We start from the raw sequence: 24,579 nt of genomic DNA on the forward strand, positions 1-24,579 counted from the left end.
CGCTATTGGCCGGGGGCTTGCCCCCGGTTTTTTTTATCTGGAGGATGAATGACTGTCACGGACATCGTACTGGTTCTATTTATTGCTGCCCTTCTGGCTTACGCGATCTATGACGAGTTCATCATGCCGTGCCGTCACGGCGAGACGCTGCTCTCCCTTCCCCTTCTGCGACGCGGGCGCGTGGATGCGTTTATCTTCGCGGGTCTCATCGTTATTCTTATTTACAATAACGTCACCAGCCATGGTGCAATATTAACCACATGGTTATTATGTGCGCTGGCATTAATGGCTGTTTATCTGTTCTGGATCCGTACGCCGAAAATCATTTTTAAATCACGCGGATTTTTCTTCGCCAATGTATGGATAGAATATAACCGTATTAAAGAGATGAATTTGTCGGAAGACGGCGTGCTGGTGATGCAATTAGAACAACGCCGCCTGCTTATTCGGGTGAAGAATATTGACGACCTGGAAAAGATATACAATTTACTCCTGAAAACTCAATAGCTTAGATATATAGCAACGGCTATATTCTGCGTTTGTCTTGCGCAAGAAATATAGCCGTTGCTATATCCCATTCGTTAATTTGATCTCTATTTGTTAACGATATCTTCACGCTTAAAGACAAATGAAAATCGTTATCAACAAACGTTTTAAATAATGCCTCCTCATTGTTGTTTTATATTCTCAAAATATGTTAAGGTTGCGCCCGTCGTTGGGGAGTAGCCGATTTCCTGTTTACAGGAAATGTACGTGTCAACATACTCGTTGAAAAACGTGGCGCGTACGGATCGCTTACTGCACATCTTATGTGCATTGGGATCAGGCGAGACCATAGATACATCAACTGCTGTTTACTGGGGGCAGTGATGTGTCATATGGATATCCCCGGTCTGGACGCTGTTATGAATATCTCCGCTACGATCCTCCTCGCTTTTGGCATGTCCATGGACGCATTTGCTGCATCCATCGGAAAAGGCGCCACGCTTCACAAACCTAAATTCTCAGAAGCCCTCCGTACCGGCCTGATTTTTGGTGCGATCGAAACGCTGACCCCGCTTATCGGCTGGGGACTTGGCATGCTCGCCAGCCAGTTCGTGCTGGAGTGGAACCACTGGATTGCCTTCGTCCTGCTGGTGTTCCTCGGAGGCCGAATGGTCATTGAAGGTTTTCGCGGCGGTGATGAAGATGACGAGGAGCCGCAGCAGCGCCACGGATTCTGGCTACTGGTCACCACGGCAATTGCCACCAGCCTTGATGCGATGGCCGTCGGTGTCGGTCTGGCATTCCTGCAGGTCAATATTATCGCCACCGCGCTGGCCATTGGCTGTGCAACCCTGATTATGTCCACGCTGGGCATGATGGTCGGACGGTTTATCGGCCCGTTGTTGGGTAAACGCGCAGAGATCCTGGGCGGGATTGTGCTCATTGGCATTGGTGCCCAGATCCTCTGGGCACACTTCGCCGGTTAATCTTCGCGCTGCCAGACGTGGATGCTGAAATCCGTCTGGCAGTGAAATATTGTGTGTGCAGCTAACGTTCCCCATACTTCCGGTTTTGCCCGCCATGCGAACGGCGTCATCTGCAGCAACGCGGTGGCCTCTTCCCCTGTGAGCGACATATCATACGCCACGGTTTGCTCCTGCTTCAGGCTAAAACCGGCCAGCTGTTCAGAATGAGGGGCATGCAGACGTACTTCGTCGTAGATCAGACCTTTCAGCTCCATCAGATGGCGCGGGCCCGGCGTCACGGTGATAACCCATCCGCCCGGTTTCACCACGCGAGCCAGTTCTTCCGCTTTGCAGGGCGCGTAAATGCGGATAACAGCATCCATGCTGGCATCATCAAACGGCAGTCGGTGGCTGGATGCCACGCAGAACATCACGTCCGCGTAACGCTTTGCCGCCGCACGAATGGCCACTTTCGACACGTCCAGACCGAATGTGTTTAGACCCTTATCACGGGCAACCTCTGCAAATCGTGCGGTGTAGTACCCTTCCCCACAGCCGATATCCAGCACGGCGGTGGCTGAAGCAGGCAGTATGTCATTCACCATATGCGCGACGGCCTCCCGCAGCGGCAGATAGTGCCCGGCATCAAGAAACGCGCGACGCGCCTGCATCATCTCTGCACTGTCGCCTGGATCGCGGGAACGCTTATGCTGCACCGGCAAAAGATTCACATAGCCTTCTTTTGCCATATCAAACTGATGCCCCTGCGGACAGGTATAACTTTTATCTGAGTGCGTCAGGGGCGCGTGGCAAAGAGGACAGCTGAAGGACATGGTGACTCCGGAGCATAATCAAAGGGCGAAGTGTACCGCTATTCGCCCTGGTTATAAACGCCCGGTTAACGCATAACGATTAGGTGATCGGAACCCGCCGGTAGCCCGTCAGGTTTCACATTTTCCAGACGCAGCACGTTACCCATAATTTCACTGAAGACAGGCGCGGAGACGGCCCCGCCGTAGTAGGCGCCATTTTGCGGATCGTTAATGACCACCACCAGGGCAAATCGCGGATCGCTGGCAGGCGCAACGCCGGCAGTATAGGCGACGTATTTATCGACGTACTTCCCGCTATCGTCAATTTTCTTCGCCGTACCGGTTTTCACCGCCACCCGGTAATCACGAACGGCCGCCTTCACGCCCCCGCCGCCGGGCAGCGCGACGCTCTCCATCATGTGCTCCACCTCGTGCGCAATCTCTTCCGGCATGACGCGGTGCCCGATAACGGGTGGATCGATACGCGTAATCGAAAGAGGTCGCTCGAGCCCGAAGCCGCCAATCGTGGCGTAGACGTGAGCCAGCTGGAGCGGCGTTACCATCAACCCGTAGCCGAAGGCAAAGGTCGCCCGGTCGAGCTGGCTCCAGTATTTACGCTGGGGCAGCAGCCCCGCGCTCTCCCCCGTTAAGCCAAGCCCCGTATTCGTACCAAAACCAAAGTTTCGATAGGTATCAATAAGGTGCTGGACAGGCATCGCCAGCGAAAGTCGGGACACGCCGGTGTCGCTCGATTTTTGCAGGATCCCGGTCATCGTCAGTTCAGGATAATAGCCCACATCGCGGATACGATGCCCGTCCAGGGTATACGGATGAGTGTCAATCACGCTGTCGGGCTGAACCAGACCCTGCTGCAGGGCCGTCATCAGCACCAGCGGCTTGACGGTCGAACCGGGCTCGAACGTATCGCTGATCGCGCGGTTGCGAAAATCATTTATCGTCGCACCTTCCCGATTATTGGGATTGAAATCCGGATAGCTCGCCATCGCGAGTATTTCCCCGGTTGGGATATTAATGAGCACCGAAGCACCCGACTCGGCCTTATTCCAGGCCACGGCATTATCAAGCGCATCTTCAGTAATGGTCTGCAGCCGCTCGTCAATACTCAACTGAATGTTATGCGCTGGCGAGGGTGCCACTTCCGTCAGGTTTTCAACCACGCGACCGTAGCGATCTTCCCTTACCTGCCGAACTCCGGCCTTGCCGGTCAGCTGCGCGTTAAAGCTTTTTTCCACGCCTTCAATGCCCTGCCCGTCAATATTGGTGAAGCCAATCAGGTTCGCTGCCACATGGCCTGCAGGATAAAAACGGCGGGATTCATCGCGTAAATTGATGCCGGGCAGATTCAGCTTATCGATCCACTTTGCCTGTGCGGGATCGACCTGGCGGGCAAGATAAATAAAACGCCCCTGCGGGTTGGCGTTAATTCGCGCCGAGAGTGTGCCCAGGGAGAGATGCAGCGCATTTGCCAACGCCTGCCAGCGTTCATCAACGCCAACGCCTCCTTTTGCCAGCACCGTTTTAGGATCGGCCCAAACGGCCTGGACAGGCACGCTCACCGCCAGGGGTCGACCTGCGCGATCCATTATCATGCCGCGCGGCGCATCAATCGTCAGCTGGCGGAGGGATCGCATATCTTCCTGCTTTACCAGATTGTCAGGCTTGATGATTTGCAGCCAGGCAACACGGCCCAGCAAAAAAGCCAGACTACAAAAAATCGCTAAGCAGAGCAGTGCAAAACGCGCCGGAGTGAAATTGCCAGCGGTCGTAATCATTTTCTTCTTCACCTGAACCCCAGGACTGTAAAACAACGCCCTGATTTAACGGGAAAAGATGCGTTATGGGTGGCAAAACAGTGCTACTAACCTCGCAGCTTTGCAACAAGTTACTAACAAGACCGCGAATGGTAATATTTTGAAAGATAAGGGACATAAAAAAGCCCCGCGGTATGCGAGGCTTTATGTCTGAGAGTGAAGTGCTAAGCGCTTCAGTCAGCAGCGGTTCGATCAGATAGCAGTTACGTTAACTGCAGCTGGGCCTTTCTGGCCGTCCTGAATTTCGAACTCAACGTTCTGGCCTTCAGCCAGAGTTTTGAAGCCGTTACCCTGGATTGCAGAGAAGTGTACGAACACGTCTTTGCTGCCGTCAGCAGGAGTAATGAAACCAAAACCTTTAGACTCGTTGAACCACTTAACTTGACCTTTAATCTTTGCCATTTTGCAAAATTCCTTAGAGTGTTTTCTTAGCCCGCAGGCATTAACTGAGATAAAACTGAGACATTACTGCATGAGGCACTAATATAAGGTTCGGCAGAGAAGCGGTATTCAACGACAACGTGTTTACTCAGGACTTCTTTACTGAAAATGCCACACATAAACAGAACTGTACCTCGTTTGACCCAAAACGTGTTATCACACACTATGTTTAATATGGCAAGCCATTTTTAAACATGTCTCGATCCGCCGCACAAATTCGAACAGTGCCTGTCAGGTTTTGCACAATTATGCGCATCATGTACAGACAGCCCTGCTGCGTAACAAAGACCCAGCATTGCTTGCACAACCGCTGTAATCTAAGACTTTTTTAACATAGCTCAATCATTACGAACCGTCCAGCAACCGGGAAAAGAAATCTTACGTCTTGATTGAGTTAGAACAATTTGTGAAAACTTATGCTTAAATCATTGTAACGCGACCAAATTGTTTCAGAGAAAAAACACTGTTAAAAAACCACTTCCGTCTGTATTAAAATGCACCAGTTAATAAACAGCGTTATGCACCAAAATAATGAAATTTTTATGACTCTGCATCAAAAGAAGGCAAGCAAAACGTTTCGATAAAAATAAAACATTCCTGCGAGCGTTTACATCAGGAATATATGCAACAATTTAACGCTTCGTTTATAAGGATAAATATTCACCAATTTTCAGTATCCTGAAAGAATGATTAACTGGTGCTAAATTATCGAGCGCGTTAGTTAACTCCTGCACAGGTTCATCTAGCGCTTCATCTGCCAGTTCAAATACGCCCCAGTGGATGGGAAACGTCAGTGGACAGCCCAGCTGCTGCCACAATGCCACCGCAGATTGCGGATCCATATGATGGACAGCCATGAACCATCGTGGGGCATAGGCACCAATCGGTAAGGCGGCAGCATCTATCTGGCCCAGGCGTTCAGGAATCAACAGCAGCTCAGGTGAATAGCCGGTATCACCGCTGAACCAGAAACGGTGATGCCGTCCTTCCATCACCCAGCCGCACCACAAGGAACGATTGCGGTTCCATGGCGTGCGCATGCTCCAGTGCTGTGCCGGTACGGCGGTCAGCGTCATCCCCTGCCAGGTGAAACTCTGCCACCAGTCAAGCTCAACTACGCGTTTTGCTCCCCGACGACGAAACCAGTCGGCCAGACCCAGGGGAACAAAAACACTAACGTCGGGAAAGCGCTTGAGAATTCGGCGAATGGTCGTGTCATCAAGATGATCGTAATGATTATGGGAGATGACGACCGCATCAAGCTGATGAAGTTGCTCGACAGACAGTACGGGAGGCGTTTTGCGCTGTGGTCCCAGGAAAGGGAGCGGAGAAGCGCGCCGTGAAAACACCGGATCGGTAAGGATGATATTACCGTCCAGCTGCAGCAACACGCTCGCGTGTCCGAGCCACCACACCCCATCTCCATGAGGTTGCGTGAGCTCTACAGGTTGCCACCAATGTTGGATAAAATCTTCATAACCCAGCGCAGGTGGTTTCGGTAAACCGGCCTCTTTACGCGCTTTACGCCAACGGTCAATGTCGCCGGGTTGATGTCCGACAGGGAGGGTATTACGAAAACCGTTCGGGGTATGATGTTTCAGGGAGGGGTCATACCAGGGGTTTTTCCAGACCACAGCCACCTCCCAGGACAAAAAGATTAACGCTCAGCCACCAGGCGGATAAAGTCATCTTCGTCTTTGTTTTCTTCGACGACCGCGTCTTTCGGCGCGTCTTTCTCTTCCGGTTCGTTAGCCTCACACAAACGACGGAGCAGCGCATTCTGACGTTTTTGCTGATCGAGCAGCGCTTCAAGCAGTTCGATCTGCTCGTTAGTCCGGGAGCTGGCTCGGTTCACGAAAAACCAAATGACCAGACCCACGAGCAGAACAACCAAAGAAATCATCAGGGATGCTATATTCAGCAGCCCTGAATTCAGTAACTCACCCATTTCACCACCTCAATAAAAACGTCTATTTTACCACTGGCGCGAAGGAAGGAAATCACGTTGAGAAAAAATGTCTCTTACCACGGAATAAACTTGTTGATTGCGCAAACGCCGCTAAAAAACTGTACATCCTGATCGCACATCACATTGATCGTCTGCGTCCATAACACCACGCACGCTATCAGCACGATAACCAGAATCACCCAGCGTATTTTTTTCACTCCACACTCCGTCTTAAAACCTGATGTAGCGAGGTTATCACGCTTATCTTAAACAAGGACTAACTGTGCCTCTATCACGCTTTTTTTCAGAATCATGCACTTGTTTCATCACGTAAACACATTACGCTAGCATTACGATAACAACGATAAAAGAGGTAATGATGCGCTTTATTGTTCGAACAATTATTGTACTCGCCCTTGTCTGGATTGGCCTTCTGTTATCGGGCTATGGCGTGCTCGTGGGGAGCACCGAAAACGCAGCCGGGTTAGGCATTCAGTGTAAATATTTAACAGCACAAGGAATGAGCACAGCCCAGTATCTGCATACTGACAGCGGGATCGTTGGCTTAACCCACTGCCCTGTACTGCGTAAAACATCCGTCGTGATTGATAATGGCTAATCAGTCTGATTATGACGCAAAAAAACGCCGCATCAGATGCGGCGTTTTTTACGAAGAGGGATTAAAACGGGTATTCGTGATATCCCATCTGTGCAGAAATTTTACGTGCGGCAGTGTGCAGAATAGCCACATACTCATGCAAACGCTCTTCAGAGAAGCGTAAGGTTGGGAAGGAGATACTTAAGCCCGCAATCACCACGCCAAAGCGGTCAAACACCGGAACGCCTATGCAGCGCAGCCCCTCTTCCTGCTCTTCATTATCTTCGCCATACCCCTGCTGGCGTACGTGATCCAGCACCGTTAACAGTGCGTCTGTGCTGGTAATGGTTCGTGAGGTACTTTGCTTGTATTCAACGCCTTCGAGGATCTGCTTCACTTCCTTACGATCGCGCCACGCCAGCAGAACCTTACCAATCGCGGTACTGTAGAGCGGGTTGCGACGACCAATGCGCGAATACATGCGCAGATTGTACATGGAGTCGATTTTATGGATGTAAACAATGCTGTCTTCATCCAGCGCACCGAGATGGATGGTCTCTTTAGTCAGACGAGAGATTTCGCGCATCTGAATATCAGCGCTGCGGATCAGGTCAACATTTTGTAGCGCGCGGGCACCCAGTTCAAAGAGCTTCAGCGTCAGAGAATATTTTTCAGATTCGCCTTCCTGGGCGACATAGCCCAGCGACTTCATGGTTTGCAAAAAGCGATATACGGTGCTTTTAGACATCATCACGCGCTGCGACAACTCTGTAATACCTATTTCACGCTCTTCTCCCAGCGCCTGTAAGATGCCAAACACCTTCAGCACGGAAGAAACAGAATCTGGCTGTTTATCCAAATCCGCAATAGCCATTTACCACCTCATAGAGAGTGTTTTATAAAAATCAGAACCGGTTTTTATTATAAGTTCCCGTCATGTCACCTGCAATCAATCCGCGTTTACTTCGTTACAAATCTGCGACATATCGCGGCTGTAACAATGCTAAAATAGTTATCCTGAGAATAATTTCACGCTGAGCTTTTTTAATCTTAATGGAAAAGACCCTTTCCGATGGCCTGCCTTTACCCCAGCGGTATGGCGCGATAGCCACCATCATTATCGGTATCTCAATGGCCGTCCTTGACGGCGCAATCGCAAACGTCGCCCTGCCAACCATCGCCAGCGACCTGCACGCCTCTCCCGCCAGTTCGATATGGATCGTTAACGCCTATCAGATTGCGATTGTGGTTTCCCTGCTCTCGTTCTCTTTCCTGGGCGATATGTTCGGTTACCGTCGGGTGTATCAGTGCGGTCTGGTGGTTTTCACCTTCACGTCGTTGTTATGCGCCCTTTCAGATTCACTGCATACCCTGACGCTTGCCCGCATTGCGCAAGGTTTTGGCGGCGCGGCGCTCATGAGCGTAAACACGGCGTTGATCCGCTTAATTTATCCGCAACGCCATCTGGGGCGCGGCATGGGGATAAACTCGTTTATTGTCGCCGTCTCTTCCGCCGCCGGACCAACCATTGCGGCGGCGATCCTTTCCGTTGCGTCATGGCAATGGCTGTTCGCCATTAACGTGCCGCTGGGTATTGTCGCCATCTTCTTTGCCCTGCGCTTTCTACCCGCTAACGGTCCCAAAAGCACCATGCCGCGCTTCGACGTGGCGAGTGCGGTGATGAATGCCCTGACCTTTGGCCTGCTGATTACGGCGCTGAGCGGCTTTGCGCAGGGACAGTCCCTGATGCTTACCGGTGTGGAGCTTATCGCCCTGCTGGCGATCGGCTTCTTCTTTGTTCGCCGCCAGCTCACTCTCCCTGTGCCTTTACTGCCCGTTGACTTGCTGCGTATCCCCCTGTTTTCCCTCTCCATTTGCACGTCCGTCTGCTCGTTCTGCGCCCAAATGCTGGCCCTGGTTTCTCTGCCCTTCTTTCTGCAGAGCGTGGTCGGCCGTTCAGAAGTGGAGACCGGCCTGCTGTTAACCCCCTGGCCGCTGGCGACCATGGTGATGGCTCCGCTGGCAGGTTACTTAATTGAACGCGTCCATGCCGGTTTACTGGGAGCATTGGGGCTTGCGGTGATGGCGACAGGCCTTTTCGCGCTGGCTCTGCTACCGTCATCGCCAACCGATCTGGACATCATCTGGCGCATGATCCTGTGCGGCGCAGGGTTTGGCCTGTTCCAGTCCCCTAACAATCACACCATCATCACCTCCGCGCCGCGCCATCGCAGCGGAGGTGCCAGCGGCATGCTGGGAACCGCGCGCCTTCTGGGACAAAGCAGCGGAGCGGCGCTGGTCGCCCTGATGTTTAACCTCGCCGGGCAAAACGGCAACCATGTTGCGCTTCTCACCGCGGGAGCCCTTGCCTCGCTCGCGGCGGTCGTCAGCGGCCTGCGTGTGACCCAGCCCAGAGTTCAGGCATAAAAAAAGCCGGGCGGAGTGTTCTCCTGCCCGGCTTATTAAGGGTCTTAGCGTTACTTCAGGTATTCCCCACTGCGCAGCGCTTCGATACGTTTATCCAGCGGCGGGTGAGACATAAACAGCTCGCTCAGCGATTTGGACTTACCGTTAATGCAGAAGGCCATCATGCTGTTCGCTTCCTGCGGCTCATAGCTGGTTTTCAGGCGCTGCAGCGCGGCAATCATCTTCTCACGACCAACCAGCTTCGCCGAGCCGGCATCCGCGTGGAATTCACGGTGACGGGAGAACCACATGGTGATGATGCTGGCCAGAATACCAAAGACCAGTTCCAGAACCATTGAAACAGCGAAGTAGATCAGCGGGTTGCCGTTGCTCTCTTCACCTTCGTCACGGTTTCCGCCCATAAAGCCTGCCGCGATCTGCGCTAGAATACGGGAGATGAAGATTACGAAGGTGTTTACCACGCCCTGAATCAGGGTCATGGTCACCATGTCACCGTTGGCGATATGGCTGATTTCGTGGGCGATAACCGCTTCGGCTTCATCACGGCTCATGTTCTGCAGCAAGCCGGTGCTGACGGCCACCAGCGACGCATCGCGACGGGCGCCCGTGGCAAAAGCGTTGATGTCCGGGGCATGGTAAATCGCCACCTGCGGCATGGCGATCCCGGCCTGACGGGATTGCTGAGCCACCGTATTCATCAACCACTGTTCCATATCGTTACGCGGCTGTTCAATAACCTCACCACCCACCGATTTCAATGCCATCCACTTCGACATCAGCAGGGAGATGAACGAGCCACCAAAACCAAACAGCAGCGCCATAATCAACAGACCCTGAACGCTGCTCGACTGAATTCCTGTCAGGCTTAGCACGAGCCCGAAAACCACCATAACCGCCAGGTTGGTGAGCAGGAAGAGCGCGATTCGCATCATAATTTTCTTTTTACCTCAGTTTAACAAAACGCACTATGCGATTACCCACATCGTATGGGTATTGCGGCTATTTTCAAGCATCAGACGGGCGTAAGTCACCAGAAAGACACAACTTTACACAATTGGAAATCTGACTGACGGAAGGATGCAGAACAAAAAGAAACAGGCACAATTTCTTGTGCCTGTCAGGAGGTTATTTTGCCGGAGCGGGCTGTACGGCAGGTTTCTCTTTTTCCTGATTCGCCAGGTCGAGAGCGATATGCACCGTCTCGTCCAGATACGGATCCGGCTCCTGGTAATCTTTTGGCAGATCGTCCAGTTTCTTGAGCAGAGGCTTACCTTCGCGCTTGAAGCGATCGTTGATACGCGCCAGGCGAGTTGCATCGTCTTCGTTGTTCTCTTTCTCACGCTGTGCGTAATTCAGAGAAACAATATTCCGCTTATCTTTCAGGGCATTGAATCGTGCAATATCCTTCATGATGTACTGGAATTCCGGATCCTTCGCGATGCGGTCGTTATGCGCTTTCAGCAGTTCAGGGCCAAACTGGGTCATATCACCCGCCTTCACGTAAGTCGCGGCATTGATGCTGTCCCACGGCAACGCGTTATCTTCAAACTTCTCGCCGGTTTCCGTCTCCTGGGTGCCAGTCGGCATGATGATGTCCGGCGTGACGCCCTTACGCTGCGTACTGCCGCCGTTCACGCGGTAGAATTTCTGAATGGTGTACTGAACCGAGCCCAGCGCAGGCCATTCCGGACGCAGCATCTGATCGTAAATACGATTCAGAGAGCGGTACTGCTGAACGGTGCCTTTCCCGAAGGTTGGCTCACCGACGATCAGCGCGCGGCCATAGTCCTGCATTGCAGCGGCAAAGATCTCAGACGCGGAGGCACTGAAGCGGTCAACCAGGACCACCAGCGGGCCTTTGTAGTAGACCACACCGTCGTTGTCGGCATCTTCACGCACTTTACCGTTGTTATCGCGCACCTGAACCACCGGGCCAGATGGGATGAACAGGCCAGAGAGTGAAACCGCTTCCGTCAGCGCACCGCCGCCGTTACTACGCAAGTCGATGATGATGCTGCTAACGTTCTGCTTTTCAAGCTTCTGCAGCTGAACTTTCACATCGTCAGTCAGCCCCACGTAGAAGCCAGGAATATCCAGGACACCAACCTTCTCTTTACCCACGGTTTTCACCGACATTTTCACCGCGCGGTCTTCCAGACGGATACGCTCGCGGGTCAGGGTAACGATACGGGTTTTGGTGCCTTTACCGGCAGGCAGAATTTCCAGACGTACCTTGCTGCCTTTCGGACCTTTGATCAGCGCAACCACGTCATCGAGACGCCAGCCGATCACATCGACCATGTTCTGGCCGGTTTGTCCAACCCCCACAATGCGATCGCCTACGCTAATCGCTTTGCTTTTGGATGCCGGGCCACCCGCGACCATTGAATTGATCACCGTGTAATCATCGTCCATCTGCAGAACCGCGCCGATACCTTCCAGAGACAGGCTCATTTCGGTATTGAACTGCTCAGTGTTGCGCGGAGAGAGGTAGTTGGTGTGCGGATCGATTTCGTGCGCAAAGGCGGTCATCGCGAGTGAGAAAACATCCTCGCTGTTGGTCTGCGCCAGACGACGAATAGCAAATTTATAACGACGCGTCAGCGTGTCACGGATCTCTTTTTCGTCTTTGCCGGTCAGCTTAAGGCTCAGTTCGTCGTATTTAACTTTGCCGTCCCAAAGCGCATTCAACTCGGCTTCATCTTTTGGCCAGGGCGCTTTGCTGCGATCCAGATTAAAGGTGTCGTTGCCGGTGAAGTCCATTGGACGTTCCAGCACTTTCAGCGCGTACTGATAGCGTTCAAAACGACGCTTTTGCGACAGGTTGTAGAGATCGTAGAACAGATCCAGCTTGCCTGAACGCAACTCGTCACCCACCTCGGATTTGCGCTTAGCGAACTGCTCGACATCGCTGGCGAGCAAAACGTTATGGCTGTAATCCAGCAAGTTCAGATAGCGGTCAAAGATTTTGGCCGAAAAGGCCTGATCGAGATCGAACTGACGATAGTGCGAGCGGGTAAAACGTGAGGTCACGCGCTCGCTCACCGTCGCGTGCTGCGTCTCTTCCTTGAGTACCGGAATTTGATCAACACGCGTGATATCGTCCACTGCAAAAGCGTGACCTGTTATAGCAAACAGACCCGCCAGCGCGGTGAGCTTAAAAAAAGTGTTCATGCCAGGCTTGGCCTCCGTTTCAGAACAACAAGTGTTCTGCGCGTACAATCATTGACATACCAGAAGTCAGCTGTACACGAACGCCATCTTTGGTGATTTCCAGTACGGTGGCGTCCATAGCATTGTTACCCGCTTTTACCTTCAGCGCCTGACCCACGCTCAGGGCGTTAATGTCAGAAACCGGCGTATGGCGCGGCTCTTCACGAGGGGCACGCGGGGCTTTTGCTGCTGGTTTGTCTGCACGCGGTTTGCGATCGTTATTATCGTTACGGCGCGGCGCAGGGCGCGGTTTACGCTCACGACGAGGCGCTTCTTCCTGGCCGTTTGCCGCGGCGGCTTCGCGTTTTTTCGCCTGCTGTTCTGCACGTTGTGCCTGAACGCGTGCTTTGGCTTCTTCAAGCTGCTTGCGCGCGTGCTCAACGTGCTGCTCGTCCAGCTCACCGCAAGGGTTGCCGTCGAGGTCCACGCGGGTAGCGCCTGGTTTGATACCGTACAGGTAACGCCAGCTTGAAGTATAAAGACGTAAGGCGGAACGCAGCTGAGTTTTGCTGAGGTTCATTTCCCCTTCAACACGCGCCACCAGATCCTGAAAAATACCGACTTTCAGGGGACGAGCTTCACCTTCCGCGCTGAAGCACTGCGGGAAACGCTCGGCCAGAAATGCGATAACTTCTTTACTGCTATTCAACTTAGGTTGATTTTCCATGAAATTTCCTGATTACAACGGACGTTGCCAACAAGCGCAGGCATGAACAGGCGTCATTATAATGACGCTATCAGTAAATGCTACGTTATCCGTTGATTATCCTGCGACGCTCGCAAAGAATTTTTGATAATCGGTTGCAGCGAGTACGTTTTCCAGATTCGCCACCAGCTCGCGCAGCCCCTGTTCGTCCTCGGTTGTAAAGCGACTGAAGACCGTACTGTCGATATCCAGAACGCCAATAATCTGATTTTTGACCACCAGCGGCAAAACGATTTCAGAATTACTGGCAGCATCACAGGCAATGTGTCCGTCAAACGCATGGACATCTTCCACACGCTGGACCTGATTCTCTGCCACCGCCGTGCCGCATACGCCACGCCCTACCGGAATACGCACGCAGGCCAGTTTGCCCTGGAAAGGACCGAGCACCAGCGTTTCACCTTCCAGAAGGTAAAAGCCGGCCCAGTTTACGTCAGAGAGACGTTCAAACAGCAATGCGCTAGTATTTGCCAGAGTGGCTAAGAAGCTGGTCTCACCCGCCATCAATGCCTTAAAATCGCGGTTCAGATCCGCGTAGAATTCTGTTTTGTTCATTATTCAATCACTTAGTTGTCTTACAAATTTACCGCATAGCCTATTAAAATAAGCATTAAATGCGCTCATGCTCAAGATGAATCCGTTCATGAGTTATTATAACTTTCAACAATACTTATTTGTCTGCAGCTGATGGCCTTAAAAACAACCAAAATTACGCCGACGAGAAAGATAACTGTCCATACGGTAAGCGAAGCTTTGCCTCGTGCACATTATCAGCGTTGCCCCCAGTGCGATACGCTTTTTATGTTGCCGAAGATGAAATCGCACCAAAGTGCCTTTTGTCCTCGCTGCGACGCTAAAATTCGCGATGGTCGCGACTGGTCGTTGACCCGCCTCGCCGCCATGGCCGTCACCATGCTGCTGCTGATGCCCTTCGCCTGGAGCGAACCGCTGCTGAAACTCTACCTGCTTGGCGTGCGCATTGACGCCAACGTGCTGCAGGGTATCTGGCAGATGACCCGTCAGGGCGATCCCATCACCGCCGCCATGGTGCTGTTCTGCACCGTTGGCGCGCCGCTGGTGCTGGTCGCCGCCATTGCCTATCTTTGGTTTGGCAATATTCTCGGCATGAACCTTCGCCCGGTGCTGCTGATGCTGGATAAACTCAAAGAGTGGGTGATGCTGGATATTTATCTGGTCGGCGTGGGCGTTGCGTCAATAAAGGTACAGGACTATGCCTTTTTGCAGCCCGGCATCGGACTCTTTGCCTTCATCTGTCTGGTATTGCTGAGCATCCTGACGCTGATACACCTGAACGTTGAGCAGCTCTGGGAGCGATTTTACCCGCAGCGCCCCGCCACCCGTCCCGATGAAAATCTGCGCGTCTGTCTGGGTTGCCACTATACCGGGTTACCCGACCCGCGCGGACGCTGCCCGCGGTGCCACATTCCATTAAGGCTGCGTCGAAATAACAGCCTGCAAAAATGCTGGGCGGCGCTGATCGCCTCCCTGGTGTTTCTGATCCCCGCCAATATGCTGCCTATTTCCATCATTTACGTGAATGGCGGACGACAGGAGGATACTATCCTCTCCGGGATAATCTCCCTTGCGCACAGCAATGTCGGGGTGGCGGCGATCGTTTTTATTGCCAGTATTCTGGTTCCCTTTACCAAAGTGGTGGTGATGATTACCCTGCTCATCAGCATTCACTTAAAGTGTGAACAAGGCTTACGAACCCGCATTCTGCTTCTGCGATTCGTCACCTGGATTGGCCGCTGGTCAATGTTAGATTTGTTCGTAATTTCGCTGATGATGTCTCTCATCAATCGCGACCAGTTACTTGCTTTTACAATGGGACCCGCGGCTTTTTATTTCGGCTCTGCGGTGATATTGACTATTCTTGCTGTGGAATGGCTGGATAGCCGCTTACTTTGGGATGCACATGAGTCAGGAAACCCCCGCTTCGCCGACTGAAGCGAGAATTAAAACAAAACGCCGCATTTCGCCATTCTGGTTGCTGCCCGTCATCGCCCTGATGATTGCAGGCTGGCTTATCTGGACGAGCTATGAAGATCGCGGTAGCACCGTCACCATTGATTTCCAGACCGCCGACGGCATCGTCGCCGGGCGAACCCCCGTTCGCTTCCAGGGGGTTGAAGTGGGTACGGTTCAGGACATCTCTCTTGGAAAAGGGCTGAACAAGATTCAGGTGCGGGTCAGTATTAAATCTGACATGCAGGATGCCCTGCGCAGCGAAACGCAGTTCTGGCTGGTGACGCCAAAAGCCTCGCTGGCCGGTGTGTCCGGTCTGGATGCGCTCGTCGGCGGTAACTATATCGGCATGATGCCCGGCAAAGGTGAGCCGCAGGATCACTTTGTTGCTCTGGATACGCAGCCCAAATACCGCCTCAATAACGGCGATTTGATGATTCATCTCCAGGCGCCGGATCTCGGTTCCCTGAACAGCGGCTCCCTGGTCTATTTCCGTAAGATCCCGGTTGGCCGCGTGTATGACTACGCGATTAACCCGAATAAACAGGGCGTCACCATTGACGTGCTGATCGAGCGTCGCTTCACCAATCTGGTGAAAAAAGGCAGCCGCTTCTGGAACGTGTCCGGCGTGGACGCGGATCTCAGCCTGAGCGGTGCGAAAGTGAAGCTGGAGAGTCTGGCCGCACTGGTTAATGGTGCCATTGCCTTTGACTCGCCGGAAAACTCAAGCCCTGCCACCGCTGATGATTCATTTGGATTGTACGCTGACCTGGCGCACAGCCAGCGCGGCGTGATCGTCAAACTCGCCCTGCCCGATGCTAAAGGGCTAAAAGCGGGTTCAACACCGCTGATGTATCAGGGATTGCAGGTTGGTCAGCTCACCAAAATGACCCTCAACCCGGGCGGCTCGGTCACCGGCGAAATGACGGTCGACCCGAGCGTGGTCGATCTCCTGCGCGAGAAAACGCGTATCGAAATGCGCAGTCCAAAGCTCTCTCTGAACGATGCCAGCCTCAGCACGCTGTTGACCGGCAATACGTTTGAGCTCATCCCCGGCGAAGGTGAACCCAGCAATAGCTTCGTGATTGCCCCGGCTGATAAAGCCCTGCTGCAAAAGCCGGGCGTAGTGACGGTCACGCTGAATGCGCCAGAAAGTTACGGTATCGAAGCCGGACAGCCGTTAATTTTACACGGCGTGCAGGTTGGTCAGGTGCTGGAGCGTAAGCTCTCCGCGAATGGCGTGACTTTCTCGGTCGCCATCGATCCGCAATACAGCGACCTGGTGCATGGCGACAGCAAATTCGTGGTGAACAGTCGCGTCGACGTGAAGGTGGGTCTGGACGGCGTGGAGTTCCTCGGCGCCAGCGCCAGCGAATGGGTTAACGGCGGTATCCGCATTTTGCCGGGGAATAAAGGCCCCGTGCGCGACAGCTATCCGCTGTATGCCAACCTGGAGAAAGCGGTTGAAAACAGCCTGAGCGATCTTCCTACTACCACGCTGACCTTAAGCGCCGAGACGCTGCCGGACGTACAGGCGGGTTCCGTGGTGCTGTATCGCAAGTTTGAAGTCGGGGAAGTGATCACCGTTCGCCCGCGTGCGGACGCGTTCGATATCGAACTGCATATCAAGCCGGAGTACCGCAAGCTGCTGACGCCAAACAGCGTCTTCTGGGCCGAAGGCGGCGCGAAAGTTCAGCTTAACGGTAACGGGCTAACCGTACAGGCCTCTCCGCTGTCACGCGCGCTGCGGGGGGCGATTAGCTTCGATAACCTCAGCGGTGCGGGCGCGAATCTGCGTAAAGGCGATAAGCGTATTCTCTTCCCGTCCGAGACCGCCGCCCGCGCGGTGGGTGGGCAGATTACCCTGCACGCCTTTGATGCCGGCAAGCTGGCGGAAGGCATGCCAATCCGCTATCTGGGCATTGATATCGGGCAGATCCAGAAGCTGACGCTGATCACCTCGCGCAACGAGGTGCAGGCCACTGCCGTGCTCTACCCGGAATATGTGCAGACCTTCGCCCGCACCGGCTCTCGCTTCTCGGTGGTCACGCCGCAGATCTCGGCCGCTGGCGTTGAGCACCTCGACACCATTTTGCAGCCGTACATCAACGTTGAGCCAGGCCAGGGCAATGCCCGCCGTGATTTCGAGCTGCAGGAAGCCACGATCACCGACTCGCGCTACCTTGGCGGCCTGAGCATCGTGGTGGAAGTGCCGGAAGCGGGTTCGCTGAACATCGGCACTCCTGTACTATTCCGCGGTATTGAAGTGGGTACGGTCACGGGCCTGACGCTCGGTACGCTCTCCGACCGAGTCATGGTGGCATTACGTATTAGCGAACGTTACCAGCACCTGGTTCGAAATAACTCGGTATTCTGGCTGGCATCCGGCTATTCGCTGGACTTTGGCCTGACGGGAGGCGTGGTAAAAACCGGCACCTTCAACCAGTTCATTCGCGGCGGTATCGCGTTTGCCACGCCGCCGGGAACGCCGCTGGCGCCAAAAGCGCAGCCGGGTAAACACTTCCTGCTGCTCGAGAGCGAACCGAAAGAGTGGCGCGAATGGGGAACCGCCCTGCCGCGTTAATCTGACAGGCTCCGGTGTCAACGCACCGGAGCCTTTATGCTACACTGCGCACCTGAATTTTTCCCTGTGGTGTGCCCGTGGCTCAAAACTCCGTATTTCTTCCTGAACAATTCCTGGCGCAAATGCGCGAGGCGCTTCCTTCTCACCTGTCGTTAGACGATTTTATCGCCGCCTGCCAGCGTCCGTTACGCCGGAGTATTCGCGTCAACACGCTGAAAATCAGCGTCGATGATTTTCTGGCGCTGGTCGCTCCGTACGGCTGGCAGCTTACGCCGGTACCGTGGTGCGCTGAGGGGTTCTGGATAGAACGCGATGACGAAGCTTCACTGCCGCTGGGCAGTACCGCTGAACATCTGAGCGGTCTGTTCTATATTCAGGAAGCCAGCTCGATGCTGCCGGTTGCCGCCCTGTTTGCCGATGGCAATTCGCCAGAGCGCGTAATGGATGTTGCCGCCGCGCCCGGCTCAAAAACCACCCAAATTGCCGCCCGTATGGGTAATCAAGGGGCGATCCTCGCCAACGAGTTTTCCGCCAGCCGCGTGAAGGTGTTGCATGCCAACATCAGCCGCTGCGGTATTCATAATGTTGCCCTGACGCACTTCGACGGACGCGTGTTTGGCGCCGCCCTGCCGGAAGCCTTCGACGCCATTCTGCTGGACGCCCCCTGCTCAGGCGAAGGGGTGGTGCGTAAAGATCCCGATGCGTTAAAAAACTGGTCAGTTGAGAGCAACCTTGAGATCGCGGCCACGCAGCGAGAGCTGATCGACAGCGCATTCCATGCCCTGCGCCCCGGCGGCACGCTGGTTTATTCGACGTGCACCTTAAACCGCGATGAGAACGAAGATGTCTGCCTGTGGCTGCAAGCGCAATATCCGGATGCGGTCGAGTTTCTGCCGCTCGACGATCTGTTCGCCTCAGCACAGGAGGCTGTCACCCCGGAGGGGTTCCTCCATGTTTTCCCGCAGATTTACGACTGCGAAGGGTTCTTTGTGGCGCGTCTGCGTAAAACGCAGGCGGTGGCTCCCCTGCCCGCACCTAAATTCAAGGTCGGTAACTTCCCGTTTTCCCCCCTTAAAGGTCGAGAAACCGCACAGCTTGAAGCCGCCGCTAAAAAAGCGGGACTGGTCTGGGATGAGAGCCTGCGCCCCTGGATGCGTGATAAAGAGATATGGCTGTTCCCGGCACAGATCGAGCCGCTCATCGGAAAGGTCCGTTTTTCCCGAATCGGGATCCGCCTGGCGGAAGTGCATAATAAAGGGTATCGCTGGCAGCATGAGGCCGTAATCGCCCTTGCCGGACGCGAGAATACCTTTGCCCTGACGCATCAGGAAGCCGAAGAGTGGTACCGTGGTCGCGATGTCTATCCGGAGAGCACGCCATCAGGCGATGAAGTGATTGTGACGTATCAGGGATACCCGCTGGGCCTGGCAAAAAAGGTCGGCTCAAGGCTGAAAAACAGCTATCCACGCGAGCTGGTTCGGGACGGTCGGCTGTTTACCGGTAACGATCGCACGGATTGATAAAAAGCGCATTTTTTTACTGGCGATTTTGCTCTCTTTGTCTACGATCAAAAATGGGTGGCCACACTGGTCATACCAGATTTTTGACAACCGACCCGGAGAGCACTATGACGAAAACCAGCGTGCGTATTGGCGCTTTTGAGATCGACGACGCAGAGCTGCGCGGCGAAGCACAAGGCGATCGAACGTTAAGTATTCCCTGCAAATCCGACCCGGATTTGTGCATGCAGCTTGATGCATGGGATGCAGACACCAGCGTCCCGGCAATACTTGATGGCGAACATTCAGTCCTTTACCGTGAGCATTACGATAGTAAAACCGATGCCTGGGTCATGCGTCTTGCCTGACCTAAAGAGAACCCGCCCGAAGGCGGGTTATTTATTACTGCAGCTGCGCCAGCGTAAAGTAACCGTCAAATACGGCACCCGTATCAATGTAGTGGAGATTGTCAAAATCATACCTTCTGTCGACGGGCGTATGTCCGAACCAGAAATGATCCGCGCCGCTGATGCCCTCTCCTTTACCCACCATAAACCCCATCAACCGATCGCGGTTCCATAAGACGCGCTGGTCACTGACCGGTTTTTGCCAGCGGTATTCCGCGGCCGGATAATCAGCATGGGCAATCACATTAAGACCGTTCGCACAGGTTATCTCGATGACATGCGGTAAGTCGCGACAGGCGTCGAGCAACGACAGCGCAAGCTGTTGCCGATCGCGTTCAAGATGCGAAAACCACATTCCGCCATTCATCATCCAGAGAGAAAAATCGTTATTATCCAGACCGTCGAGCGCCATTTGCTCATGGTTTCCCCGCACGGCACGAAACCATTTTTCATTAATTAACTGCAGGCATTTAACGCTATCAGGGCCACGATCGATCATATCCCCGACAGAAATAAGTAAATCCTCATACGGATTAAAATGACGGCGTTTAAGTTCATCCATAAGCCACTGGTAGCAACCGTGTATATCGCTGACAACCCAGACGTGACGCCACATTCCACCTTCAATTCGCTGATACATAGCACCTCCTTTAAACAGTATAGCTGCCGCAGAAAAGTCGACGGACAGGCGTGGTCATCACGAAATCAAACAAACGGTAAACCAAACAGAAATAAAGATCCTCGCGCTATTAATCCCCTTTTCCTGGCTCTTTAGAATAAGGGCAGAAAAAAAAGAGGGGTCTTCACGTGTCTAATACGCACCTGCATAACGATGTTTTCTATCCGCATCGCACAAATATTATTTCCGAGCTGGTGAACGGCAAACGCATTCCGGGGCCGATCTGGCGCAAACGCGAATATCGCCTGAAGTTCCTGTTACGTTCGCTGGTGTTCTGGTCTTCTACACATCGCATGCTGGAAACCCTTTCGGGTCGCGACGATTTTGACAGGCTGCTGGCCTCTCAAATTACATTGCCGAGCAAGACCCACCGGCAGTACCTGATGCGCGGCCTGACGGCTAACGATCGCGCCGACGCTATCGTTAACCATTATTACTGGATTGACCGCCTGAAAGAGAGCGGTCTCGCCCAGGCCCTGACCAGCCCGCAGGAACAAGCCGTTGCGCAGTTCCATGCAAAAGACGGTGTAACCTATACGGTCAATGCGTCCTCTGCTGGGAAAGCCGAGCGTGAAGGCGAAAGCACGCTGTGGCTACGCGACAACGAGGACACGCTGCTGGCCAGCCTGACCTTTAGCGTCGCGCGCAGCAACGGTCAGCAAGTCATGGTGATTGGCGGGCTTCAGGGACCCCGCCGCTGCGTATCGCGAGACGTCATTAAACAGGCCACCCGCGCCTGTCATGGTCTTTTCCCCAAACGGGTGTTGATGGAAGTCCTCTTCCAGCTGGCTGCGCAGTCATCCGTCCGGGCGATTTTTGCCGTCAGCGATGAGGGTCACGTTTTCCGCGCGTTGCGGTATCGCCTGAGCAAAGGTCGCCATTTCCATGCCAGCTACGATGAATTTTGGGCATCGCTGGACGGTAAAAAGCTCTCGGCCTTCTGCTGGCAGCTGCCGCTACAGATGGAGCGTAAATCGCTTGAAGAGATCGCCAGTAAAAAACGTGCCGAATACCGCCGTCGCTTTGAGCTGCTCGATGAAATAGAGGTATCCGTTAAGTCCCACTTTTAGCCTGGCTGGCGTCTTCGCTCACTGCGTAGTGGATGCAATCTATTTATAGGATGAATAATAAAGCAGTGTACTATTGCGCAGGGCGAGTGCGCTCAGTTAGCATTGCGCGAAATGATACCGGCGAATGCGTTGGGAAAAGCGCAATGTGGGCGCAAAAATGAGGGACTTCGGTAATGATCTATGACTGCTTCTTATATTACGATGAAGATATGCTTCTCGAAATCAGGCTGAACACGCTAGCGGACGTTGTCGATCGCTTCGTTATCGTTGAGTCAACGCATACCTTTACCGGTAAAAAGAGGCAGCTGCATTTTGACATTAATAAATACCGTCAGTTTAAAGATAAAATTATCTACGTTGTGCATGATAAAGAACCGATTACGAAAGCCGCTGAAGAATCACATCCGGCCCGAGAGGTGATCCCGGGTTTGCCAGAGGGAATGGTAGTGGATGCGTGGGCAAATGAAGCCGCGCAGAGGAATGCCATCATGCAGGGTTTGTCCCATGCCAGCGATGATGATTTGATTTTAGTTTCCGATGTGGACGAGATATTTTCACCTCAGGTAGTAGCATCGATAAACCCCAAAAAGCTCTGCACTACTATTTATCAGAATTTTTATAATTATCAGTTTAACCTGCAGGTTTTTAATACAGATAACACGCCAAGAAAATGTAAATTACCGAGAGCCACCCAGTATAAAAATCTCGTTAACTTCTTTGGCGGTGAACCTGAATCATTCAGGAATCTTAAACGCACCCGAAGTGTTAAAAACTGGTCCTGGCTAAAGTGGAACTGGTTCAAGATTAACAACCGCATCATTGAAAATGGTGGGTGGCATTTCTCATGGGTGATGACACCCGAGCGCATCTCAGAAAAAATGTCGACCATTTCCCATACTGAATACGATCTCCCTGAGTTTAACAACCCGGAACACATCATGAAGGTCATTAAAAACGCGGAAGATATCTGGGGGCGGGACAGGACGTTAATCAGGCAAGAGCTAACGGTTGAAAACTTCCCTGAGCACATTGTCCAACACAAAGACAAATTCAGCGCGTTCATTATTTAACTTAAGGGTTGCCCTTTCGCACGTCAGAAGGCGTTTGCTCAGCGGTCGCTCGGCCACAAAATTTTAACAAAGATCCCAAAAAAACCCTGGACGCACGCGGTCCTGAGTATGTTATGGTTTAGACAGGATATGGAAAGTTCGAGAAAGTTTCGGATGATGTCGAGTCAGCACCGAACAATGCTTTAAAAAACATACAGATAAAAAGAGACCGAATACGATTCCTGTTTCTGCCAGATCCAGTCTATTTTTGTTAAATATCAAGTAGTTAAGAACAAGAGCGAGCAAAAACCGGCCTGAAATAGCTGCAAATATATGCACTAAGTTTCAAATACTTATCACTTTTTTCGTGTGCGTTCGTGGTTTTATCGTGGATGCGCACACAGAATCCTTGTGTTATCAGTCCATCAAATTAGCATGCTGCCGTCTGCATGGTATGAACAACATGAGACACCGTAACTGCCCTTTGGACCGTTACGGTTCTTCAAATGAATAAAACATGTTTAAAAAATATTTGATAAAATATGGTATGTAATCCCCAAGTATATTGTTTTATTGCTTTTACTCTATCTCAGTATCGAATATCAAAGTTACCATTCCCCGCCAGGTTGACCCGGGTTCTTTTATCATCGTTTCTACACCCTTTTTTTTCACCTGAAAATCCAAGGTAGATCTACGATCAAATATAGCCTCTTTTGGTGGAGGGATAATATGTCCGCGACTGATGTTCGTCAGAGGAGTTTTTGATATCACACCACCTTCACCGATAAACCCAGGAAGACTCATTAGTAGTTCAAGCGGAACTACTTCATTTGTCTGTATATTCTTCAAACCACAATTTTGTCCTTGATTATGTTCACAAAGCATATTTATTTTGAAGCCAGTAGATGAAGTTAAGATAAATGGTACTTCTTTATGAAGTAAATCGGGAACATGACCACCATTAATCCACTGACTCCATCCTCTTTTAGGAGCAAGTTTAACCTGTTCACTCCCTGCAGGAAAGTCAACTTTAAAAGCATGTTCAACCTTTGCCTTAATAATAATACGAATTTCATCATTACCATCATAATCCTCAGCCCCTAACCCGATATAACCAGGTGTATTAACAACATCACCTACACGATACACCACTACACCTTCATATTGACCCGACCTTACTGAAAGAGGGGCTGGTGTTTTAAGGGTATAGCCAATACTTAAATCATCTATTAATACAGTTCCGCGATAAGGATATTCCTTATTAAGCATTCTATAGCAACTTAAAACCCTCTCAGGCACTCCCCATCCATGACTATACCAATACGGATAACCACCTCCCGTTCTAGGTGAACATCCACCTGATGGGGCCAGACCAGTGTGAGTCATAGCATCAATTAAACTCCCATCACTTTCATTTATTCTGTTATGACGAACACCGAAAAAAGCCCATCTGAACTCGGCAGTAATTTTTTTTTGCGGGTTATTGACATCCGTAAGTATTATTGATTTTGAAGTTCCATCAAGAGTTATATACGTATGTTTATTGATATCTTGCGAGTCAGTGTCGAAATTTTTGTAAGCTTTAAAACCTGGAACCACCACGCTAAACTCTCCTGGTAGACAGCTACTGGGGAAGAATTTACAAAACCCCGAAGTTGGTGTGGTATTTATAAATTCGTTGTTATTTGGTTTTGTGCTATCGGCCTTAAATTCTGTGGTAAGTATCACGTCAACAGCGAATGCAGTCTCAGCCATTGAGAGAATTACAAAAAATAATATAGCCCCAACTGCATCTTTCAGATTTATTTTCTTCATAAGTTATATTCCTAAGAATAACGTCCCCAATTACTAGATCATTTTTAGACTATACTATG

Annotated in this window: 23 protein-coding genes and 1 pseudogene; 10 read left to right on the forward strand and 14 right to left on the reverse strand. The window is 52.1% G+C overall.

Annotation, left to right across the window (positions count from 1 at the left end; translation table 11 throughout):
* Positions 1-48 precede the first annotated feature (48 nt).
* Positions 49-507 (forward strand): DUF986 family protein, encoded by a 459-nt coding sequence (locus tag PUP35_RS13040; RefSeq protein ID WP_274240031.1) that lies wholly within the window; start codon positions 49-51, stop codon positions 505-507.
* A 398-nt stretch (positions 508-905) separates the two neighbouring features.
* Entirely contained in the window at positions 906-1,472 is a 567-nt protein-coding gene (gene mntP, locus PUP35_RS13045) for a manganese efflux pump MntP (protein ID WP_127731419.1), read from the forward strand.
* Here the strand turns inward: mntP and rlmA are convergent.
* From rlmA to mgrB, 7 genes and pseudogenes are all read right to left on the reverse strand, one after another.
* Complete coding sequence (gene rlmA, locus PUP35_RS13050; protein WP_127731421.1) at positions 1,469-2,284, reverse strand: 23S rRNA (guanine(745)-N(1))-methyltransferase; 816 nt, start codon at positions 2,282-2,284, stop codon at positions 1,469-1,471. The two genes, mntP and rlmA, sit on opposite strands and share 4 nt — an antisense overlap.
* 65 nt (positions 2,285-2,349) lie before the next feature.
* Positions 2,350-4,056 carry a peptidoglycan glycosyltransferase FtsI gene (gene ftsI, locus PUP35_RS13055; RefSeq protein WP_115875570.1) on the reverse strand — a complete coding sequence of 569 codons (1,707 nt, stop codon included), beginning with the start codon at positions 4,054-4,056 and terminating at the stop codon, positions 2,350-2,352.
* Between the two features lie 231 nt (positions 4,057-4,287).
* Positions 4,288-4,497, reverse strand: a complete 210-nt coding sequence (cspE, locus tag PUP35_RS13060) for a transcription antiterminator/RNA stability regulator CspE (RefSeq protein WP_001062678.1) — start codon at positions 4,495-4,497, stop codon at positions 4,288-4,290.
* 13 nt (positions 4,498-4,510) lie between these two features.
* A pseudogene (locus PUP35_RS13065) lies at positions 4,511-4,655 on the reverse strand (DUF2627 domain-containing protein).
* Positions 4,656-5,180: 525 nt separating this feature from the next.
* On the reverse strand, positions 5,181-6,170 hold the full coding sequence (locus PUP35_RS13070; protein ID WP_274240036.1) for an MBL fold metallo-hydrolase: 990 nt from the start codon (positions 6,168-6,170) through the stop codon (positions 5,181-5,183).
* A 23-nt stretch (positions 6,171-6,193) separates the two neighbouring features.
* Positions 6,194-6,484 (reverse strand): YebO family protein, encoded by a 291-nt coding sequence (locus PUP35_RS13075; RefSeq protein ID WP_111964798.1) that lies wholly within the window; start codon positions 6,482-6,484, stop codon positions 6,194-6,196.
* Positions 6,485-6,558: 74 nt separating this feature from the next.
* Positions 6,559-6,702 carry a PhoP/PhoQ regulator MgrB gene (gene mgrB / locus PUP35_RS13080; protein ID WP_013096124.1) on the reverse strand — a complete coding sequence of 48 codons (144 nt, stop codon included), beginning with the start codon at positions 6,700-6,702 and terminating at the stop codon, positions 6,559-6,561.
* Positions 6,703-6,863: 161 nt separating this feature from the next.
* Between mgrB and PUP35_RS13085 the strand changes: the two genes are divergently transcribed.
* Positions 6,864-7,103, forward strand: coding sequence for a YobH family protein (locus tag PUP35_RS13085; RefSeq protein WP_111964799.1), 240 nt, complete (start codon positions 6,864-6,866; stop codon positions 7,101-7,103).
* A 61-nt stretch (positions 7,104-7,164) separates the two neighbouring features.
* Here PUP35_RS13085 and kdgR read toward each other — a convergent pair whose 3' ends face one another.
* Positions 7,165-7,956, reverse strand: a complete 792-nt coding sequence (kdgR, locus tag PUP35_RS13090; RefSeq protein WP_115875575.1) for a DNA-binding transcriptional regulator KdgR — start codon at positions 7,954-7,956, stop codon at positions 7,165-7,167.
* Positions 7,957-8,135: 179 nt separating this feature from the next.
* Here kdgR and PUP35_RS13095 point away from each other — a divergent pair, with 179 nt between their 5' ends.
* On the forward strand, positions 8,136-9,509 hold the full coding sequence (locus tag PUP35_RS13095; RefSeq protein WP_274240040.1) for an MFS transporter: 1,374 nt from the start codon (positions 8,136-8,138) through the stop codon (positions 9,507-9,509).
* 50 nt (positions 9,510-9,559) lie between these two features.
* Here the strand turns inward: PUP35_RS13095 and htpX are convergent, their stop codons facing one another.
* From htpX to PUP35_RS13115, 4 genes are all read right to left on the reverse strand, one after another.
* Entirely contained in the window at positions 9,560-10,441 is an 882-nt protein-coding gene (gene htpX / locus PUP35_RS13100) for a protease HtpX (RefSeq protein WP_014884290.1), read from the reverse strand.
* 193 nt (positions 10,442-10,634) lie between these two features.
* The gene (gene prc, locus PUP35_RS13105) at positions 10,635-12,683 is read right to left on the reverse strand and encodes a carboxy terminal-processing peptidase (RefSeq protein ID WP_025910096.1); all 2,049 of its coding nucleotides are present in this window, start codon (positions 12,681-12,683) and stop codon (positions 10,635-10,637) included.
* A gap of 19 nt (positions 12,684-12,702) precedes the next feature.
* Positions 12,703-13,389 (reverse strand): RNA chaperone ProQ, encoded by a 687-nt coding sequence (gene proQ, locus PUP35_RS13110; protein ID WP_028018656.1) that lies wholly within the window; start codon positions 13,387-13,389, stop codon positions 12,703-12,705.
* A 96-nt stretch (positions 13,390-13,485) separates the two neighbouring features.
* Positions 13,486-13,983: a GAF domain-containing protein gene (locus PUP35_RS13115; RefSeq protein ID WP_008500476.1), complete on the reverse strand. Its 498-nt coding sequence runs from the start codon at positions 13,981-13,983 to the stop codon at positions 13,486-13,488.
* Between the two features lie 132 nt (positions 13,984-14,115).
* Here PUP35_RS13115 and yebS point away from each other — a divergent pair, with 132 nt between their 5' ends.
* From yebS to PUP35_RS13135, 4 genes are all read left to right on the forward strand, one after another.
* Positions 14,116-15,399: a membrane integrity lipid transport subunit YebS gene (yebS, locus tag PUP35_RS13120; RefSeq protein ID WP_045908227.1), complete on the forward strand. Its 1,284-nt coding sequence runs from the start codon at positions 14,116-14,118 to the stop codon at positions 15,397-15,399.
* Positions 15,368-18,001 carry a PqiB family protein gene (locus PUP35_RS13125; RefSeq protein ID WP_164850633.1) on the forward strand — a complete coding sequence of 878 codons (2,634 nt, stop codon included), beginning with the start codon at positions 15,368-15,370 and terminating at the stop codon, positions 17,999-18,001. Before yebS ends, PUP35_RS13125 begins: the two co-directional genes overlap by 32 nt.
* Positions 18,002-18,123: 122 nt before the next feature.
* Positions 18,124-19,521: a 16S rRNA (cytosine(1407)-C(5))-methyltransferase RsmF gene (rsmF, locus tag PUP35_RS13130; RefSeq protein ID WP_443112695.1), complete on the forward strand. Its 1,398-nt coding sequence runs from the start codon at positions 18,124-18,126 to the stop codon at positions 19,519-19,521.
* A 107-nt stretch (positions 19,522-19,628) separates the two neighbouring features.
* Complete coding sequence (locus PUP35_RS13135; protein WP_008500472.1) at positions 19,629-19,868, forward strand: YebV family protein; 240 nt, start codon at positions 19,629-19,631, stop codon at positions 19,866-19,868.
* Positions 19,869-19,902: 34 nt separating this feature from the next.
* Here PUP35_RS13135 and pphA read toward each other — a convergent pair whose 3' ends face one another.
* Positions 19,903-20,547: a protein-serine/threonine phosphatase gene (gene pphA / locus PUP35_RS13140; protein ID WP_115875581.1), complete on the reverse strand. Its 645-nt coding sequence runs from the start codon at positions 20,545-20,547 to the stop codon at positions 19,903-19,905.
* Between the two features lie 167 nt (positions 20,548-20,714).
* Between pphA and PUP35_RS13145 the strand changes: the two genes are divergently transcribed.
* Together PUP35_RS13145 and PUP35_RS13150 are read left to right on the forward strand one after the other, a co-directional pair.
* Complete coding sequence (locus PUP35_RS13145) at positions 20,715-21,656, forward strand: VirK/YbjX family protein (RefSeq protein ID WP_274240059.1); 942 nt, start codon at positions 20,715-20,717, stop codon at positions 21,654-21,656.
* A gap of 173 nt (positions 21,657-21,829) precedes the next feature.
* Positions 21,830-22,726, forward strand: a complete 897-nt coding sequence (locus PUP35_RS13150) for a benzoate transporter (protein WP_274240061.1) — start codon at positions 21,830-21,832, stop codon at positions 22,724-22,726.
* Between the two features lie 558 nt (positions 22,727-23,284).
* On the opposite strand, the gene PUP35_RS13155 is transcribed toward PUP35_RS13150, so the two are convergent.
* The gene (locus tag PUP35_RS13155; RefSeq protein WP_274240062.1) at positions 23,285-24,520 is read right to left on the reverse strand and encodes a hypothetical protein; all 1,236 of its coding nucleotides are present in this window, start codon (positions 24,518-24,520) and stop codon (positions 23,285-23,287) included.
* Between the last annotated feature and the right edge of the window lie 59 nt (positions 24,521-24,579).

The organism is Enterobacter sp. S-33 (assembly GCF_028735835.1).
GTDB classification, from domain to species: domain Bacteria; phylum Pseudomonadota; class Gammaproteobacteria; order Enterobacterales; family Enterobacteriaceae; genus Enterobacter; species Enterobacter vonholyi.